Genomic DNA, 16851 nt, shown 5'->3' on the forward strand with positions numbered 1-16851 from the left:
CCGGGGCGAATCCGCGCGTCGATTTCTCACCGGCACGTGTAGTCGAAGGAGGCCGACGCGGTGCCGTCCGGGCCGGTCGGCGAGACGACCTCCAGCGTCGCCACGGCGTGCAGGGAGCCGGGGCCCTGGACCGTCCAGCGCAGGGGGACCCGGATCGTGCGCCGCCCCCGCGACAGGCTGTCCGTGAAGACGCCGGAGTTCTGGCCGTCACTGCGCTTCCAGCGGTACGACACGTCGCCCTGCCCGCCGTTGGTGTGGATCACGCCGACGACCGTCGTCGTCGCGCCGCAACCCTGCACCCCGGCTGGCGCGGTCACGGTGACGCCGGTGACCTGGACGGGCGGGCCGCCGTGCAGGAGCCACCAGACCACCAGTCCGGTCAGCACGGCCAGCCCGAGCGTCGCCAGCCCGCCGGCGATCCGCCACGGCAGCGGGCGCCCGCGCCGGCCGCCGGACCGCCAGGCCCGGGTCACGCCCGGCGGTACGCCGGGCCCGAACCGCAGCGTCACGTCATCGGTGGAGGACCGCTTCTCCGGCCACGTCTCCGCGTCGTCCGGTTCGCCGACGTCCCGGGTCGTCTCGTCCATCGGCTACTCCGGCTTACAGGTCGTCTTCGCCTCGGCGGTCCGGCCGAGTGACGTGGTCACGGTGACGCGGGCCGCCGGGCATCGTTCGCCGTAGTCGTGCGTGAACGTCAGGTCGTGAGCGCCGCTGCCGCTCACGGTCTGCGCGCCGGAGTCGCCCGCCGCGGCCACCTGCGCGGTCGGGGTGTCCTCGCCGAAGACCGCCGACACGGTCACCGGACCGGGCCCGCTCACCGTGACCTTCACCTGAGCCGTCGCGACCGTCCCGGTGAACGTGAACGAACCGATCGTCAATCCGGTGACGCTGGTGGCCGGGACGGTGGGGGAACGCCTGGTGATCAGCGGTCGGGGAGGCGTCGTCGCCGGCGACGCGACCGGCGTGCTCGCCGGGGACGACGTCGTGGGCGCCGTCGTCTCCGGGCTGGGAGAGTCGCTCGGTGACGGGCTCGGCGAGTCCGCCGGAGGCGTGCCCGGTTCGGCGATCGGCGCCGGGCTGGACGTCGCGCTCGTGTGCGCGCCGAGGCTCCGGTGGACGCCGGCGAGCACGGCCGCGCCTCCCCCGCCCGCCACGACGGCGGCCACCAGCGCGCCCGTCGCCATCGCCAGCCGCCTGCGGCCGAGCCGGGTGAGGGCCAGTGCGGTGCCGGCCTCCGGCGGCGCACCGGTCAGCGGGAACAGCGAGGCGAGCAGGGCGGCCAGCGCCGCGAGCCGTACGCGCCCGCGCTCCTCCCAGCCGGGGCCGTACGCGGCGAGGGCGACCTCCTCCAGGTCCTCCAGGAACACGGCGGCCGAGCGCGGCCGGTCGTCGGGGTTCTTGGCCATGCCGTACGCGACCAGCCCGCGCAGTGGCTGCGGCACGCGCTCGACCGGCACCGGGTGAGAGCGGTGCGCGGCGGCCAGGGCCCAGTGTCCCTTCACCGGGAACGGGCGCTCGCCGGTGAGGCACTCGAAGCAGACCGCGGTGGCCGCGTAGACGTCCGTGGCCGCGCTGACCGCGCCGGAGGCCCACTGCTCGGGCGCCATGTACGCCGGAGTGCCGGACGCGCCGACCTCCTCACCGGCCCGTACGGCGATGCCGAAGTCGGCGAGCTTGCTGTGACCCTGGTCGTCGACGAGCACGTTGGCCGGCTTGTAGTCGCGGTGCACCACGCCGGCGGCGTGCGCGGCGGCGAGGCCGAGCAGCGACCCTTTGAGCACCAGCAACGCGGCCTCGGGCCCGGTCGCGCCCTCGGCCCTGATGACGTCCTTGAGCGTGACGCCGTCGACCAGTTCCATCACGAGCGCCGCCGAGTCCGGCGTCTCGGCGTACTCGTAGAAGCGGACGACGTGGGGGTCGTCCAGCCGCGACATCAGCCGGGCCTCGGCGCGGAAGCGCGGCAGGAAGGCCTCGTCCGTGCGGAGCCGCTCGGAGAGGTACTTGATGGCCACCGGAGCGTTCGTCGCCTCGTGGACCGCGAGCATCACCTTTCCGGAGGCGCCTTCGCCGAGAGGGCGCAGGTGCCGATAACCCGGAACCGTCCAGTCACCACCCATGGGCGATCCTTGCTCTAAGCGACGCATGCGTCGTTCGACCTGAGCAACCGCTATGTGTGCGACGCCTGGAGAGGTGTCCCGGTTGGTGCCACTCCGCCGCTGTGACCGGATGCGGCCACGTTGGGTCACGATCCGGGCACAGCGACGGAGAGAGCGTCAGCCGGTGTTCTTCGGCCCGAGCTTCTCGACGATCAGCCGGTAGAGCTGCCGTGGCCGGCCCGGCTGAGGAGTGCGGTTGGGCGGCAGCGGCCAGGCGAGACCCTCCTCCACCAGGGTCCGCAGCAGCCGGCGCGCGGTGCGCGGGGTCACGCCGAGCATGTTCCCGGCGTTCTCCGCGTCCACGATGAGCGGCTGCTCCTGGTCGCCGAGCCGGTCGGCCAGCCGCGCGAGGATCTCCAGGCCCTTCGGCTTGGCCGGGGCCTGTGCGCGCGGCGGGGTGCGGGGCGCGGGCACGAGCGCCCGCCCGTCGCGGTCGAGCGCGAAGCCCTGCGCCCGCTGTGAGGTCTGCGACCGTGCCAGCGCCGCCCGCGCGTGGCTCTCCGCCTCCTGGGCCGTACGGCCCATGCCGATGCCCACCTCGATGGCCAGACCCAGCTCCTCGCGTACCCGCTCGACGAAGGGCGGGGTGCGGAAGCCCTCGGTCGCCGCCGCGATCGAACCACGGGTGGCGGTGACCAGGTAGCTGTGGTCGTCGAGCGGCCACACCGCGGCGCTCATCCGGTGCGCCTCCTGGAGGAGGAGCCGCTGCAGCGACAGCTTCAGCTCCTCGCGCCAGTAGCGCGGCGTGACCCGCCGGGGGGTCTCGCGCAGCGTCGGCACGTCCACCAGGACGACGACGAGCTGGGACTCCTCCAGACGGTGGTGCGCCCCGAGCAGCGCCGAGGTCTGCAGCGCCGAACGGATCGCGGCGCCCGTCGGCCGGATCCGCAGCGTCGGCACGCCGGCCAGCTCCAGCCGCTCGGCGGTCGCGTGTACGCAAGTGAGCGCAACACTTGTGGCGCCGCGCCGCCAAAGACGCTCGTGAAACGCGGCCAGCGTGCCCGGCCCGGCGGCCTCTTCGCGCAAGTGCACGTGATCGGTGTTGAGGTCGATCTCGCTGAAGGCCTCTTCGACCTCGGCACGGGTGAGCACGTCGATGCTCACCCGCTCGGGTTCGTGCCGCTCGTCGAGCGACGCCCGCAGGAGCGCGCCCTGCAGGGCGGCTCCGTTCAGCGGCACGTACGTCGCGGGCATCGTGAGCACGCCCGCCTTGCGGGCGAACTCGTACGGCACCGGGCTCGCGAAGAGGCAGACGTCCACCCCCGACCCGAGCCGTACGACCTTGTCCGCCGCCTCCTGCTCGTCGCGGTACGCCGCCGCGACGAGCCGGCTCGGCACCGATGTCGGGCCGTGGCCCATGAGCATGACCCGCTCGACCAGGTCATGAGGACCGACGACCCCGATTGTCAGATCCGGAGTTACCGAACCACTCCGCGGACCGCTCATGTAAGCCCCCTCCTGGCTTCGAGCGATCGCGGGTGGTTTCGGGCCGGTGAGGCCAGTCGCTTGACCCCGATAACGTCCGCCCTTGGACGGCCTTCACCCAACGCATGACTCATACCTTTGACGCCCCTGTCCGGTCGACAGCCCCTGCCTCCGTGTACTTCATTCCTCCATTGGGCAGATCGGCCGGAGACCACGAGATGTGACGCCTCTGAGCAAAATCGGTTAAGAGCACGTTGAAAAACTACTAGTAGGGCGGATCCGGTGAGGAACTTATTACTAACCGGACAGGTAACAAACCGTCGGGTACGCGTCTGACAGATACCGGTCAGTACGCGTCAGGCGATACGTTCGATCTCCGCGCCGAGCGCCGTGAGCCGCTCCGCGACGTGCGCGTGGCCCCGGTCGATGTAGTAGGCCGACGTGATCGTGGTCTCGCCCTCGGCGGCCAGGCCCGCGAGCACCAGAGCGCTGCCGGTACGCAGGTCGTGCGCGACCACCTCGGCGCCGCGCAGCGGGGTCACTCCGTGAACCTTCGCGCGGTTGCCGTTCACCTCGACGTCGGCGCCCATCCGCACGAGCTCCTCGGCCAGCTTGAAGCGGCCGTCGAAGATCCGCTCGTAGATGTAGCTCTCGCCCTCGGCCTGCGACGACAGCGCCATGATCGGCGACTGCAGGTCGGTGGCGAAGCCGGGGTACTCGTCGGTGATGACGTTGATCGGCCGCAGCGGCCGGTCGCGGCGGACCTGGAGCACCGCGCCCTGGGAGTGGAACTCCACGCCCATCTGCTCCAGCTTGTCGCCCGCCACCCCGAGATGCTCCAGCGACGCGCCGACGAGGCTGATCTCCCCGCCGCTGATGGCCGCGGCCATCACCAGCACGCCCGTGTCGATCCGGTCCGGCATGACCGTGTGCTCGACCGCGGTGAGCCGGTCGACGCCCTCGACGGTGATGAAGCCGGTGCCGCCGCCGGTGATCCGCGCGCCCATGCGCTGCAGCAGCGTGATGACGTCGAGGACCTCGGGCTCCAGCGCGCAGTTCTTGATCAGCGTGGTGCCGTGGGCCAGCGAGGCCGCCATGAGGAGGTTCTCGGTGCCGGTGTGCGACGGCGTGTCGAGGTAGAGCGTGCCGCCCTGCAGGTGGCCCGCCTTGACGTGGATCGAGCCGGTGCCGTCGTCGGTGACCTGCTCGGTCACCGTGGCGCCCATGCGCTTGAAGCCGTTGTAGTGGAAGTCCAGGTTGCGGCTGCCGAGATTGCAGCCGCCGACCCCCTCGATGACCGCTTCGCCGAGCCGGTGCAGCAGCGCCGGCACGAACAGGAAGGAGCCGCGGAAGCGGGCGGCGATGTCGGCGGGCAGCACCGGGCTGGTCAGCGTGGAGGCGTCGATCACGAGGGTGCGCTCGGCCTCGTGCAGCTCGGCCTTGGCCCCGATCGCCTGGGCCAGCTCGACGGCTCGCCGTACGTCTTCGATGATCGGGACGTTGCGCAGGACCGTACGGCCCTTCGTCGCCATCAGCGACGCCCCGATCATGGGCAGGACGGCGTTCTTCGCGCCCTGCACGAACACGGTGCCGCGCAGCTCGCGGCCGCCTCGTACGCGGTAACGGACCTCGTGGCCCAAGCTCATAGCGCCGATACTCCTTTGATGCGGGGATTGACTTGACCTGCCCGCTCGTCTGTCGTCAGCGGGTCACGAGTGCCCACACACGGTGTGTGCCGCGTGGGGCACAGTATTCCACCGGGTCTGCTGTGGCATGACCGAAACATCCGGTCTTGTTCGCCCACTCGATCTCTTAGAGACCCCCGGCCGGGGATTGGTTCGGACCCGGTGATGACGGTCTCAGGTGTCGCCGGCGGTTCTTCATGTTCTTCGAGTGTCTCATGAGGGCGAACGCCGCGTAGAGGCCCATACGGCGTCACCTGGGCAAATGTTGTCAAACGTGCCCGGGATGCCGTTCTGGCTGCAGGAACGCCGCAGGGCCCTGGCATCCCTGCGGCCGCTGCGATGGCTGACGAACCCGCACAGCGGCGGTCGCGCTCACGCCGCTCCGACGCGAGTGGTGGCGGTCACGTTTCGGCCGCCCGTGGCACGGCCGGAACCGGCGGTCACGGCGCGGTCACAGGTTCTCGGACCGCGGCGTGACCGCCCGCCGTCTGGAACGGTGCGCGACATAAAGCTCGAGCAAAGGATCATTGGTCATGATCCGCGGAACCACGGTCCGGGTCACCGGTCTGACCTGCGCTGCGCCCACCGGCGACCGGTGATCCATCGCCCGCTCAGGCCCCGTCCTCCGCCTCGACCCGGCGAAGCCAGGCATCCCACGCCTCGTAGTCGGGGTGGTCCGGACCGATGGTGACCAGAGCGTCACCGATGATCCCGCCGGTCTCGGCGCGCATCGGCACCGTCAGGGTGCCGTCGGGGTTCCGTGTCGCCCGCACGTTCGGCCTCCTCTTCGGTCTCGATGGCTAAAGGCTGTCCTGCAAGGTGGAGAAGTAGCGGTCGAGCGCGATGCTCATGTGCTTCTTGTCGGCGCTGAGGTCGAGCGTGTCCGCGATGCTCAGAGCGCGGGCGTCGTCCGACCAGTGGCGATGGTGCGCCCAGGCCGCGAAGGCATCGGCGAAGGTCTCCTGCCGTCCGGCGACGCCGGGCTGAGCGCGGTAAGGCGACAGCGCTCCGAGCCGGTCGTACAGGTCGGTGAACTCTTTCGAGCCGGACCAGAGGCCGCCGGCGAAGTCGACGGCATGGCCGAACTCATGGAGCGCCGAGAGCCGTGGGCGGTCATGGCCGCTGATGACCAGCCGTCGCGTCTCAGTGTCGAGCAGTCCTGGCACCTGCGCCCACGTCGAGCCTGCCGGCCAGCCGCGCGGGGTCTGTCCACGCAGCTCGGGCATGACGTCGGTGACCGGGCCGTCGACGATGTCGATACCGCCCTCGGGATGACCCCTGAGGTATTCGGCGACATGGGCGTGGAAGGGGCCGGGGACGTCCTCCAGGTCAATGAGGTGCCGGAGGGTGACCTGTGAGCTTCCGACGACCCTGAGCCGGGCGCCGTAGACGCCGGACAGGAATGTGCTGGGGACGCCGACCCGGGCGGGCGACGGCGAGTGGAGCGCGCCGAAGTCCGCGGCGCCGGGCACGGCGCGAAAGTACTCCGCGGCTCTCTCGAAGACGGTGCGTTCGACGGAGGAAATCGGCGTCTCCTTCCGAGTCGCGCCGCCGTCTCAGGAGGGCGTGCTCGAGGGCGAGGCCCGTACGGTGTCACCTACACGGATGGTGCCACAGGTGCGCGGGATGCCGTTCTGGCCGAAGAACACCCCGCGGCTGCCGTCCTCGTCGCGCGCCGTGCGGTAGGTCGCGAGCGTGCGCAGCGGTTCGCGGCCGCGCAGGCCCGTCTCCTGGTCCGTGGTGGTGATCACGCAGCGGTCGCAGGCCCGGACGAGCTCGATCTCCACCGGGCCGATCCACAGCCGCCGCACCGAGTCCTCGCCGAAGGGGCCGAGGCCCTCGACGACGATGCTGGGACGGAAGCGGTCCATCGGCAGCGGCTCATCGAGCCGGCCGTTCAGGTCCGCCAGCGACTCGGCCGAGATCACGAGGAGCGGATAGCCGTCGGCGTAGGCGACCGTGCCCCCGCCGCGCGACGTCTCCCGGCGGCCCGCGAACCGTACGAGGCGGCACTCGACGTCGAGGAGGGCCCCGAACCAGTCGGCCGCCTCGTCGCCCTGGTCGACACCCTGGCACGTCGTACGCGGCAGCCGGACCTCGCGGAGCGGCCCGTCGGAGCGTGCCTCGTGGACGAGGGGCGTCACCGCGTCCAGGGCGTCCACGACGAGCTTCTGGCCGTCGTAGGAGGGCCGCAGCCGCGCCATGCGGGGCACCTCGCGCTGGGACAGCCGCGCCCCGTCGGGCCGGATGAGGATGAACTCGCGGTCGTACCGGATGCCCGTCGGGGTCACCTCGGCGGTCGTCAGCCCGGTCCCCCCGCCGCTCTTCAGGGGATAGACGGTGAGCTCCCGGACGACCGCTCTCACGTCAGTGCCGCCAGGCGGTCGAACATCCCCGACAGCCGTTCGACGTAACGCTCCGGGCGGCACACCTCGTCGAGCCGCGCCTCGTCGAGGGTCTGCCCGGCGTCCGTGGCGTGGCGGCGCAGGGTCTCCCGGAACGGCACCCCGGTCTCCCAGGTCTCCATCGCCGCGCGCTGGACCAGCGGGTACGCCTCGTCGTCACGCGACATCCCGGCGTTCACCAGTTCGAGCAGCACCGTGCTCGTGTAGATCAGGCCGCCGGTGGAGTCGAGGTTGGCCCGCATCCGCTCGCGGTCGACGACGAGGCCGGTGACCAGCCGCTGCGTCAGGTTGAGCATGTAGTCGAGCGCGATCGAGGCGTCCGGCAGCGCGATCCGCTCGGTGGAGGAGTGGGAGATGTCCCGCTCGTGCCACAGCGGTATGCCCTCCATCACCGGCGTGACCTGGGCGCGCACGATCCGCGCCATGCCCGCCAGCCGTTCGGACATGATCGGGTTCTTCTTGTGCGGCATGGCGGAGGAACCCTTCTGCCCCCGGCCGAACGGCTCCCACAGCTCGCGCACCTCCGTGCGCTGGCCGTGCCGCACCTCCAGGGCGATCGCCTCGCACACGGTCGCCATGATCGCCAGCGCGGACGCCCACTCGGTGATGCCGTCGCGCATGACCACCTGCGTGGACACGTCCGCGGGCCGCAGCCCGAGCGCCTCCGCGACGTACCGCTCCACCTCCGGGTCGATGTTGGAGTACGTGCCGACCGCGCCGGAGATCGCGCAGACCCCGACGGCCTCGCGGGCCCGCCGCAGCCGGTCGCGCGAGCGCGCCATCGCGAACGCGAAGTCGGCCACCCGGTGCCCCCACACGTCGGGCTCGCCGTGGATGCCGTGCGTACGGCCGACGCGCAGCGTGTCGCGGTGCTCCAGAGCGTGGTCGCGCAGCGCCGCCACCAGCGCGTCCGCCTTGACCAGCAGCAGGTCGGTGGCCTCGGTGAGCTGGAGCGCCAGCGCGGTGTCGAGCAGGTCCGAGGAGGTCATGCCGAAGTGGACGTACGCGGCGGCCTCGCGCGGCACGGTGTTGTCCGCCCAGGCGCTGAGGAACGCGATCACGTCGTGCTGGGTGGTCGCCTCGATCTCGGCGACCCGCTCGGGCGCCGGTGGCGGAGCGGAACGCACCGGCTCGACGGCGTCGGCCGGGACCGTGCCCGCCTTCGCGTGCGCCTCCAGCACAAGGGTTTCCACCTTGCACCACAGCTCGTACTTGTGCGCGTCGCTCCAGACGCGGCCCATCTCCGGGAGGGTGTAGCGCTCGATCACCCTCACAGTCTCCCAGGTCCGGCCCTGGAGCCGGTCGTCGCGGGTCGCCGGACCTCTAGGAGCAGTCGAACCGGTGGTCGTAGAGGAGATCCATCGCCGGACTCAGGCGCGTGCGGCGATGTCGGTGCGGTAGTGGGCGCCGCGCAACCGGACGCGGTCGACGGCCGCGTAGGCGCGTGCGCGGGCCGTCGCGACGTCGGGGCCGGTGCCGACCACGTTGAGCACCCGGCCGCCACCGGTGACCGGGAGGCCGCGTTCGAGCTTGGTGCCCGCGTGCAGGACGTACGCGCCCTCGACCTCGGCGGCCTCCTCCAGACCGGCGATCGGGTCGCCCGTGACGGGCTTCTCCGGGTAGTTCTCCGCGGCGATCACGACGGTGACGGCGGCGCCGGGGTGCCACTCGATCGGCGGTGCCGAGTCGAGGCTGCCGACCGCGCAGGCCTCCAGCAGGCCGCCCAGGGGCGTGGCCAGCCGGTCGAGGACGACCTGGGTCTCCGGGTCGCCGAACCGGGCGTTGAACTCGATCACGCGCGGCCCGTCGGTGGTCAGCACGAGTCCCGCGTACAGCACGCCGACGTACGGCGTCTCGCGGCGGCGCAGTTCGTCGACGGTCGGCTGGATGATCCGCTCGACCACGTGGGCGGCCAGGTCCGGCGGCGCCCAGGGCAGCGGAGCGTAGGCGCCCATGCCGCCGGTGTTGGGGCCCTCGTCGCCGTCGAGGGCGCGCTTGAAGTCCTGTGCCGGCAGCAGCGGCACCACGGTGACGCCGTCGGTCAGCGCGAACACCGAGACCTCGGGGCCGTCGAGGTACTCCTCGACGACCACCCGGTCGCAGGAGTCCGCGTGCCGCTCGGCGAGTTCACGGTCGTCGGTGACGACGACGCCCTTGCCCGCGGCGAGGCCGTCGTCCTTGACCACGTACGGCGGCCCGAACTCGTCGAGGGCCTCGCGTACCTGGCCGGAGTCCTCGCAGACGCGTGCGGCCGCGGTCGGGACCCCGGCCTCGGCCATGACCTCCTTGGCGAACGCCTTGGAGCCCTCGATCTTCGCCGCTTCGCGGTCGGGTCCGAAGCACAGCAGCCCCGCCCGGCGTACGGCGTCGGCGACCCCGTGGACCAGCGGAAGCTCGGGTCCGATCACCACCAGCCGGGTGTCGAGCCGCTGCGCGAGCTCGACCACGGCGACCGGGTCGGTCGGATCGAGGACGTGGTTGTCCGCGAGTGCGGCCGTGCCGGGGTTGCCGGGGGCACAGTGCAACGCGGTGACATTGGGATCAAGGGCGAGGGAGCGGATCAGGGCATGCTCGCGTCCGCCCGAGCCGAGAACGAGGACTCGCACCCCCAGAGCCTATCCAGAACCGGATACCCCGCAGTGCCCGATCACCAGGAGGGAAGCGATGGGACGATGAGGTTGTTGTAGCGGGGGTATGCCGGTCGGTCGTTCACCGACGGCGACCGGGGGGCCCGACAAAAAGTTCGGGCACCATGTGAACCCGGAGCCCCATACGGGCGTCTTCTTACCCGGTATAGCCTTGAGCTCGGCTCTGGCGCCAACGGACCTAAGGAGGTGGTTGTGATGAGTCCTGGTGATCCTTGCGGAAACGCCGAGATTCCTCCTAGTACCACCCCCTCTACTCGGCGTCCGGCCGCTCGCTGCGCGCGCTCCCCGTTCTAGCTCGGGCTGACGCGCGGACAGGCGCGTGTGCCGGGCCGGGGAAGGACCCCCCATGGCCATGACAAAGGTTCGTCCGACCCGCGCTACCCGCGTTCTCCTCAAGCCACTGGCCCGCCCCGGGCGCGGCGCCCCTCGCGTCGCCGCCCGCCGGAGCTCGGCCGTCATCGACTGGGCCGCCTACATCGACGGCAAGCGCGTCGACACCCCCGACGTCGCGGACGCCGTGCAGCTCGTACGCGCCCCGCAGTCCTCCGAATACGCCACCAACCTGCACACCGACGCGGAGAGCCGCTTCGTGTGGGTCGGCCTGCACGAGCCGGACGCGTCCGAGCTCGAGCGGCTGGCCGAGGTGTTCGGCCTGCACCCGCTCGCCGTCGAGGACGCCATCCACGCCCACCAGCGCCCCAAGTTCGAGCGCTACGACGACGTGCAGTTCTTCGTGATGAAGACGGTCGGCTACGTCGAGCGCGGCGACGCCGACGTCGTGCAGACCGGCGAGATCGCCATCTTCTGCGGCCCCGACTTCGTCGTCACCGTGCGCCACGGCGACCATGGCGCCCTCGGCCCGGTGCGCATGCGGCTGGAGGAGAGCCCCGAGCGGCTCGCCCTGGGCCCGGCCGCCGTCCTGCACGCCATCGCCGACCGGGTGGTGGACGAGTACATCTCCGTCGCCGCGGCCGTGCAGGAGGACATCGACGACGTCGAGGAGTGCGTCTTCTCCGCCGACGCCACCAACCAGGCCGAGCGGATCTACCGTCTCAAGCGCGAGGTCATCCACCTCAAGCGCGCCGTCGGCCCGCTGGCCGGCCCGATGCGCAACCTGGCGAGCCGCCGGTTCGTGCCCGCGGAGATCCGGGAGTACTTCCGCGACGTCGACGACCACCTTTCCCGCGTACGGGAACAGGTCGAGTCGTGCGACGAGCTGCTCACCCCGATCCTGCAGGCGCACCTCACCCAGGTGACCGTCACCGACAACCACGACATGCGCAAGATCTCCGCATGGGCGGCGATCCTCGCGCTGCCGACCGCGATCACCGGCATCTACGGGATGAACTTCTCCCACATGCCGGAGCTGCACTGGAAGTACGGCTACGCGCTGGTGCTCGGCATCATCGCGGCCTCCTGTTTCACGCTCTACCGCCGCTTCCGCCGCACCGGCTGGCTCTGACCGGCCTGCCGGGCCCGTGTGGGAGAGGGTCTCGATCGGCCGGGGCGGGGCGCGGGTCAGCCGCCACGGCGGGGTCTATCGCAAGGAGTCCGACGACCCGCGGATCGATCTCGTGGCGGAGGGCGAGCGCCTGGCGTGGCTGCGGCGGCAGGGCGTTCCCGCCGCCGAAGTGCTCGACTGCCGGCCCGGGCTGCTGGTCACCGCCGAGGTGCCCGGCCGGTCGGCGGCCGAGCCGTGGCCGGTGGCGGATCGCCCGCGCGTCGTCGACGCGCTCGCCGACCTGACGCGGGCCCTGCACACCCTGCCGGTCGCGGACTGCCCGTTCGACCGGCGGCTCGCGGTGACCGTCCCGTGGGCGCTGGCGGCCGAGTTCGACCTGGCCGGCCTGGACGACGAACGCCGCGGCCGGACCCGCGAGGAACTGGTCGCCGAGCTCCTCGCCACCCGGCCCCGCGAGGAGGACCAGGCGGTCTGCCACGGCGACCTGTGCGTGCCGAACGTGCTGTTCGACCCCGGAACGTGCGAGGTGACCGGCGTGATCGACACCGACCGCCTCGGCGTCGCGGACCGCTGGACCGACCTGGCGATCGTCACGCGTTCGCTGACCGCCCGCTACAACGCGCAGTACGGCCCATGGGCGGCCGAGCGCTTTCTCGACCGCTACGGCATCGCGCCGGACCCCCAGAAGATCGCCTTCTACCGGCTGCTGGACGAGTTCGGCTGACGCTCCTCCCGGCGCGGCATCGTACGGAGGCGGTCAGGGTGGCCCGTGACGACGGCGTCGCCGCCGGACGCGGCGTACCGGGCGCTCTCCGCCGGATCGTTCACCGTCCACACTGACCGCGGCCGGCAGCCGCGAGCGGTCGCATCCGCCGTACCGGCCGGCCGTGGGGCAGGAGACCCAATCGTTGATCGCCGTGACGGCGGCGGCCGGGTCGGCGGCGCGCATGTGGATCCGCCGGTGGCGGTCGCCCGGCTCCGGGAACCGCGGCGGCCTCTCGTGCCTGCGGGGTACGAGCCAGATCCAGGTGCCGCCCCGGCGGCGCCTGGCCGATGTGAAGATGTGCTCCTCGGTCAGGAGGATCGCCACGTTCAGCGGCTCGCGGTACGGCGACAGCTCGGCGGTGTCGTACCCGGCCTGAGCGCTCCCGTCCAGGCGTTCGGCCCCGGCGATGATCTCGCGTCGGATCCGGGCCGCCCCGCGGAGCAGGGCCGCGTCGTGGACGACCAGTGCCTCCGGGCCGAGGGCGAGGCGGGGGCGGCTCACCAGCGCGCGTACCGTCTGCGCCTGCGCCGGCACGGTGACGGCGGACGCCGCGCCACCGAGCACCGCGACGGTGAGTTCCAGCGGCCCCCCTTCTCCCGCGACGGCGTCCAGGACGAAGGCCACGGCCGCCAGGGGCAACCCGAGGCCCCACGGCACAAGGGCGACGACGGCGAACGCGCCACGCCATCGCGACCGCAGGACACGGATGACCACGGTCTCACTCTCGGCGGCCGACCACGTCGCGGAGGCGATCCGGGTAGTCCGTGACGATGGCGTCGGCGCCGAACGCGACGTACCGCGCCATCTCGACCGGGTCGTTCACCGTCCACACGACCACGGCCAGCCCGCGGTCGTGCGCGGCGGCGACCAGCTCCGGAGTGACCATGACCCGCTTGGGCGAGATCATCGTGGCGCCCGCGGCCGCCGCGGCGGCGACCAGGCCGCCGGCCGGGTCGTGCCCGGCCATCCACGATGCTTCGAGTGTGTCCGGCTCGACCAGCGCGATCCGCTCGCCGCTGGGCAGCAGCCCGCGGGCGACGCCGAGGACCCGCCAGTCGAACGCCAGAAGCCGCGAACGCTCGGTGAGCCCGTAGGAGTCGAGGACCTTCACGGCGGCGGTGGTGATCGTCTCGACCTCGGGCCAGGACGGGTCGGTCTTGATCTCGACGGCGAGCCGTACGTCGTGCGGGGCGAAGAGCTCGCAGGCCTCGGCCAGCGTGGGCACCCGGGCCCCGGGCAGCGGCGTCTGCGTCTCGGCGAACCGCGGATGCGGGACACCCGCGTCGACGGTCTTGACCTGCGCGAGCGTGAGCTCGCGTATCGGCCGGCCGACATAGGGGTACATCGGGTCCCCCGGCCGGCACGGCTCACGGTCGCGTACGGTGTCGCCGCGCAGCGCCTGGTCGTGGTGCAGCACCGGCACGCCGTCGGCGGTCAGGCCGACGTCCAGCTCCACCACGTCGACGCCGAGCTCCAGCGTCCGCGCGAACCCCGGCAGGGTGTTCTCCGGCCACAGCCCCCGCGCACCACGATGCCCCTGGATCTCCACGCCGATCAGCGTAGGGGGTGCCGGGCGATCGGGAAACGTGCGCTCAGGTGGTGGGACGCGTGGCGGCCAGCGACCGGTGGTGCTCGCCCAGGGCGGCGTTCATCTTCGCCAGGTAGCGGGCGACGGTGTCCAGCTCTTCGGCGGAGAAGTGGGACCGGACCTCGGCGGCCCGCTCGCCGAGCGGGAGGAAGAAGTCCCGCGCGAGCGCCATGCCCTCGGGGGTGTAGTGCAGGTGGACCAGGCGCCGGTCGGCCGACTCGCGGCTGCGGCGCAGGTGGCCGGTGCGTTCGAGGCGGTCGATCGCGGCGGAGACGGCTCCGGTCGTCATCGAGAGCGCGCGGGCGAGACCGGCGGGGGTGATGGGCGCGCCGCGGCGTTCGGCGTCCATGACGATCCCGAGCGCCTGGAAGTCGGTGCGGTGCATGCCGTGGCGCTCGCAGAAGGCCCGGCCGATCCGGTCCGCTTCGACCGAGTAGCGGCGCAGCAGAACGTCCAGGTCATCGCGGGAGGGTGAATCGGTGGGTGGCACGGACGCTCCGGGATCGGTTCGACGTTCCCCTCAAGAATAAGATAGCTTCACGGTGAAGTTACTTTATCGTCGAGTGATCTGGTGGGAAGCATGGGAGAACGACTGGCCTCGTTCGTCTCCGGGCGTCGCACCGCGTGGGTGGTCCTGATCGTCACGATGGCGCTCGGCGGGTTGATGATCGCGTTCGGTGGTTCGCCCAAGGTCTCCGACGACCCGTCCGCGGGACTGTCGGCCTCGGCCGAGTCCAGCCGCGCGGCGCGGCTCCAGCGGGAGCTGCCCTCGGGCAAGGTCACGGCCGCGGTGATCGTCTACGCCCGCGCGTCCGGCCGGCTGACCGGCGCGGATCTCACGGTGATCTCCGCGCAGCGCGCCGGGATCGCGCGGGCGGCGCGGGGCGGCACGGTGGTGACGCCGGCGCGAAAGTCCGATGACGGCCGGGCCGCGACCGTGGCCGTGCCACTGCCCCGCGACACCGCCTCGACCGAGCTCGCCGCGACGGTCGACCGCGTACGGGCGGCCGCGCGCGCCGGCCTGCCGCCCGGTGTCACCGCCCAGGTCACCGGGCCGGCGGGCATCACCGCCGACCTGGCGGGAGTCTTCGACGGCGCCAACCTCACGCTGCTCCTCACGACGGTCGCCGTGGTGGCGCTGCTGCTGATCATCACCTACCGCAGCCCGTGGCTCTGGCTGGTGCCGCTCCTCACCGTCGGCGTCGCCGACCAGGTGACCTCCGCCCTGGTGGCCGTGCTCAGCCGGCACAGCGGGCTGAACGTCTCCAACGCGACGGTCGGCATCGTCGAGGTTCTCGTCTTCGGCGCCGGCACCGACTACGCCCTGCTGCTCATCGCCCGCTACCGCGAGGAGCTCCGCCGCGACGCCGACCGGCACGACGCGATGCGGCGTGCGGTCCGGCGGGCGGGGCCCAGCATCATCGCCAGCGGCGTCACCGTCGCCCTGAGCCTCGCCTGCCTCCTCCTGGCGACGCTGCCCAGCAACACCGGCATCGGCGTCGCCAGTGCGATCGGCGTGCTCTGCGCCCTGTTCTTCGGCCTGTCGGCGCTGCCCGCCGCGCTCGTCATCTGCGGACGCGGGCTGTTCTGGCCGCTCGTGCCCCGCGCCGACGGTCGCGACGACCACCTCACCGGCCGTACCGGCGGCGTGTGGGCACGGCTCGGCTGGGGCGTCGCCCGCCGTCCGCGCGTCGTCGCGGCCGCGTCGATCGTCCTGCTCGCCGCGCTGGCCGCCGGCCTGTCCGGCGCCCACCTCGGCCTCTCCCAGGCCGACCGGTTCCGTACGAAGGCCGAGTCGATCGACGGGCTGGCCACCCTGTCGGCGCACTTCCCCGCCGGCGAGGCCGACCCGGTCAGCGTGATCACCGTGCCGGCCCAGGCGGAGCGCGTGCTGGCGGTCGTGCGCCGGAGCCCCGGCGTCGCGGACGGCACGATCGCCGAGAAGGGCGCGCGCGACGTCCGGATCACCGCCGTGCTGCGCGCCCAGCCCGACACCGACGCGAGCTACACGGCGGTCCGCGTCCTCCGCGACCGGGTGCACGCGGTGCCCGGAGCCGAGGCGGTCGTCGGGGGCACGGTCGCCACCGATCTGGACACCAGGGACGCCGCCGCCCGCGACCAGAAGGTCATCATCCCGCTCGTCCTCGCCGTCGTGCTGATCATTCTCGTGGGCCTGCTGCGGGCCCTCGTCGGGCCGGTGCTGCTGGTGCTCACCGTCGTGGCGAGCTTCGCCGCCGCGATCGGCGGCGCGAACTTCGCCTTCACCCACTGGCTGGGGTACCCGGCGCTGGACACCTCCGTGCCGCTGCTCGCCTTCCTGTTCCTGGTGGCGCTCGGCGTGGACTACAACATCTTCCTCGTCAGCCGGGCCCGCGAGGAGGCCACTCGGCAGGGCACCAGAGCGGGCGTGCTGACCGCGCTGGCGGTCACCGGCGGGGTGATCACCAGCGCAGGCGTCCTGCTCGCCGCGGTCTTCGCCGTCCTCGGCGTGCTGCCCCTGATCACCCTGACCGAGATCGGGATCATCGTCGGGTTCGGCGTGCTGCTGGACACACTGCTGGTCCGCACCGTGCTGGTGCCCGCGCTGGTGACCATCCTCGGCCGCGGTTTCTGGTGGCCCGGCCGTCTCTCCCGTACCGACGGTACGGGAGAGGCCGGCGAGGCGCAGCGGGCGCGGACCTCCCCGGTCGGCTGAGCGAGTGCCGGCCGGGGCCGC

At 72.3% G+C, this 16851-nt stretch carries 15 protein-coding genes; 3 read left to right on the forward strand and 12 right to left on the reverse strand.

Features of this window, described 5'->3' with window-relative positions:
* Positions 1-26: 26 nt before the first annotated feature.
* The 9 genes from QSK37_RS33980 to purD all read right to left on the reverse strand — a co-directional run bounded on the left by QSK37_RS33980 (position 27) and on the right by purD (position 10277).
* Positions 27-587, reverse strand: coding sequence for a hypothetical protein (locus QSK37_RS33980; RefSeq protein WP_285629430.1), 561 nt, complete (start codon positions 585-587; stop codon positions 27-29).
* A gap of 3 nt (positions 588-590) precedes the next feature.
* Entirely contained in the window at positions 591-2117 is a 1527-nt protein-coding gene (locus QSK37_RS33985; RefSeq protein WP_285629431.1) for a protein kinase domain-containing protein, read from the reverse strand.
* A 156-nt stretch (positions 2118-2273) separates the two neighbouring features.
* Entirely contained in the window at positions 2274-3536 is a 1263-nt protein-coding gene (locus tag QSK37_RS33990; RefSeq protein WP_432705631.1) for a transcriptional regulator, read from the reverse strand.
* 401 nt (positions 3537-3937) lie between these two features.
* On the reverse strand, positions 3938-5227 hold the full coding sequence (murA, locus tag QSK37_RS33995; protein ID WP_285582053.1) for a UDP-N-acetylglucosamine 1-carboxyvinyltransferase: 1290 nt from the start codon (positions 5225-5227) through the stop codon (positions 3938-3940).
* A 650-nt stretch (positions 5228-5877) separates the two neighbouring features.
* On the reverse strand, positions 5878-6039 hold the full coding sequence (locus QSK37_RS34000; protein ID WP_285629432.1) for a hypothetical protein: 162 nt from the start codon (positions 6037-6039) through the stop codon (positions 5878-5880).
* A gap of 27 nt (positions 6040-6066) precedes the next feature.
* Positions 6067-6738, reverse strand: coding sequence for an anthrax toxin lethal factor-related metalloendopeptidase (locus tag QSK37_RS34005; protein WP_285629433.1), 672 nt, complete (start codon positions 6736-6738; stop codon positions 6067-6069).
* An 84-nt stretch (positions 6739-6822) separates the two neighbouring features.
* Entirely contained in the window at positions 6823-7632 is an 810-nt protein-coding gene (locus tag QSK37_RS34010; protein WP_285629434.1) for an MOSC domain-containing protein, read from the reverse strand.
* Positions 7629-8939 carry an adenylosuccinate lyase gene (purB, locus tag QSK37_RS34015; protein WP_285629435.1) on the reverse strand — a complete coding sequence of 437 codons (1311 nt, stop codon included), beginning with the start codon at positions 8937-8939 and terminating at the stop codon, positions 7629-7631. The genes QSK37_RS34010 and purB overlap by 4 nt, the downstream gene beginning before the upstream one ends.
* A gap of 102 nt (positions 8940-9041) precedes the next feature.
* A complete protein-coding gene (gene purD, locus QSK37_RS34020) occupies positions 9042-10277 on the reverse strand; it encodes a phosphoribosylamine--glycine ligase (protein WP_285629436.1) in 1236 nt (411 codons plus the stop codon).
* A 394-nt stretch (positions 10278-10671) separates the two neighbouring features.
* Between purD and corA the strand changes: the two genes are divergently transcribed.
* Both corA and QSK37_RS34030 read left to right on the forward strand, forming a co-directional pair.
* Positions 10672-11781, forward strand: coding sequence for a magnesium/cobalt transporter CorA (corA, locus tag QSK37_RS34025; RefSeq protein ID WP_285582061.1), 1110 nt, complete (start codon positions 10672-10674; stop codon positions 11779-11781).
* A gap of 16 nt (positions 11782-11797) precedes the next feature.
* Positions 11798-12505, forward strand: coding sequence for an APH(3') family aminoglycoside O-phosphotransferase (locus tag QSK37_RS34030; protein ID WP_285629437.1), 708 nt, complete (start codon positions 11798-11800; stop codon positions 12503-12505).
* A 33-nt stretch (positions 12506-12538) separates the two neighbouring features.
* Here QSK37_RS34030 and QSK37_RS34035 read toward each other — a convergent pair whose 3' ends face one another.
* The 3 genes from QSK37_RS34035 to QSK37_RS34045 are packed head-to-tail and all read right to left on the reverse strand — an operon-like array spanning position 12539 to position 14625.
* Positions 12539-13261, reverse strand: a complete 723-nt coding sequence (locus QSK37_RS34035; protein ID WP_285629438.1) for a hypothetical protein — start codon at positions 13259-13261, stop codon at positions 12539-12541.
* 4 nt (positions 13262-13265) lie between these two features.
* Positions 13266-14096 (reverse strand): glycerophosphodiester phosphodiesterase family protein, encoded by an 831-nt coding sequence (locus tag QSK37_RS34040; protein ID WP_285629439.1) that lies wholly within the window; start codon positions 14094-14096, stop codon positions 13266-13268.
* A 43-nt stretch (positions 14097-14139) separates the two neighbouring features.
* Positions 14140-14625, reverse strand: a complete 486-nt coding sequence (locus QSK37_RS34045) for a MarR family winged helix-turn-helix transcriptional regulator (protein ID WP_285629440.1) — start codon at positions 14623-14625, stop codon at positions 14140-14142.
* A gap of 90 nt (positions 14626-14715) precedes the next feature.
* Here QSK37_RS34045 and QSK37_RS34050 point away from each other — a divergent pair, with 90 nt between their 5' ends.
* Positions 14716-16830, forward strand: coding sequence for an MMPL family transporter (locus tag QSK37_RS34050; RefSeq protein WP_285629441.1), 2115 nt, complete (start codon positions 14716-14718; stop codon positions 16828-16830).
* Positions 16831-16851 lie beyond the last annotated feature (21 nt).

Origin of the sequence: Actinoallomurus iriomotensis, assembly GCF_030269445.1 — a bacterium.
GTDB lineage: Bacteria > Actinomycetota > Actinomycetes > Streptosporangiales > Streptosporangiaceae > Actinoallomurus > Actinoallomurus iriomotensis.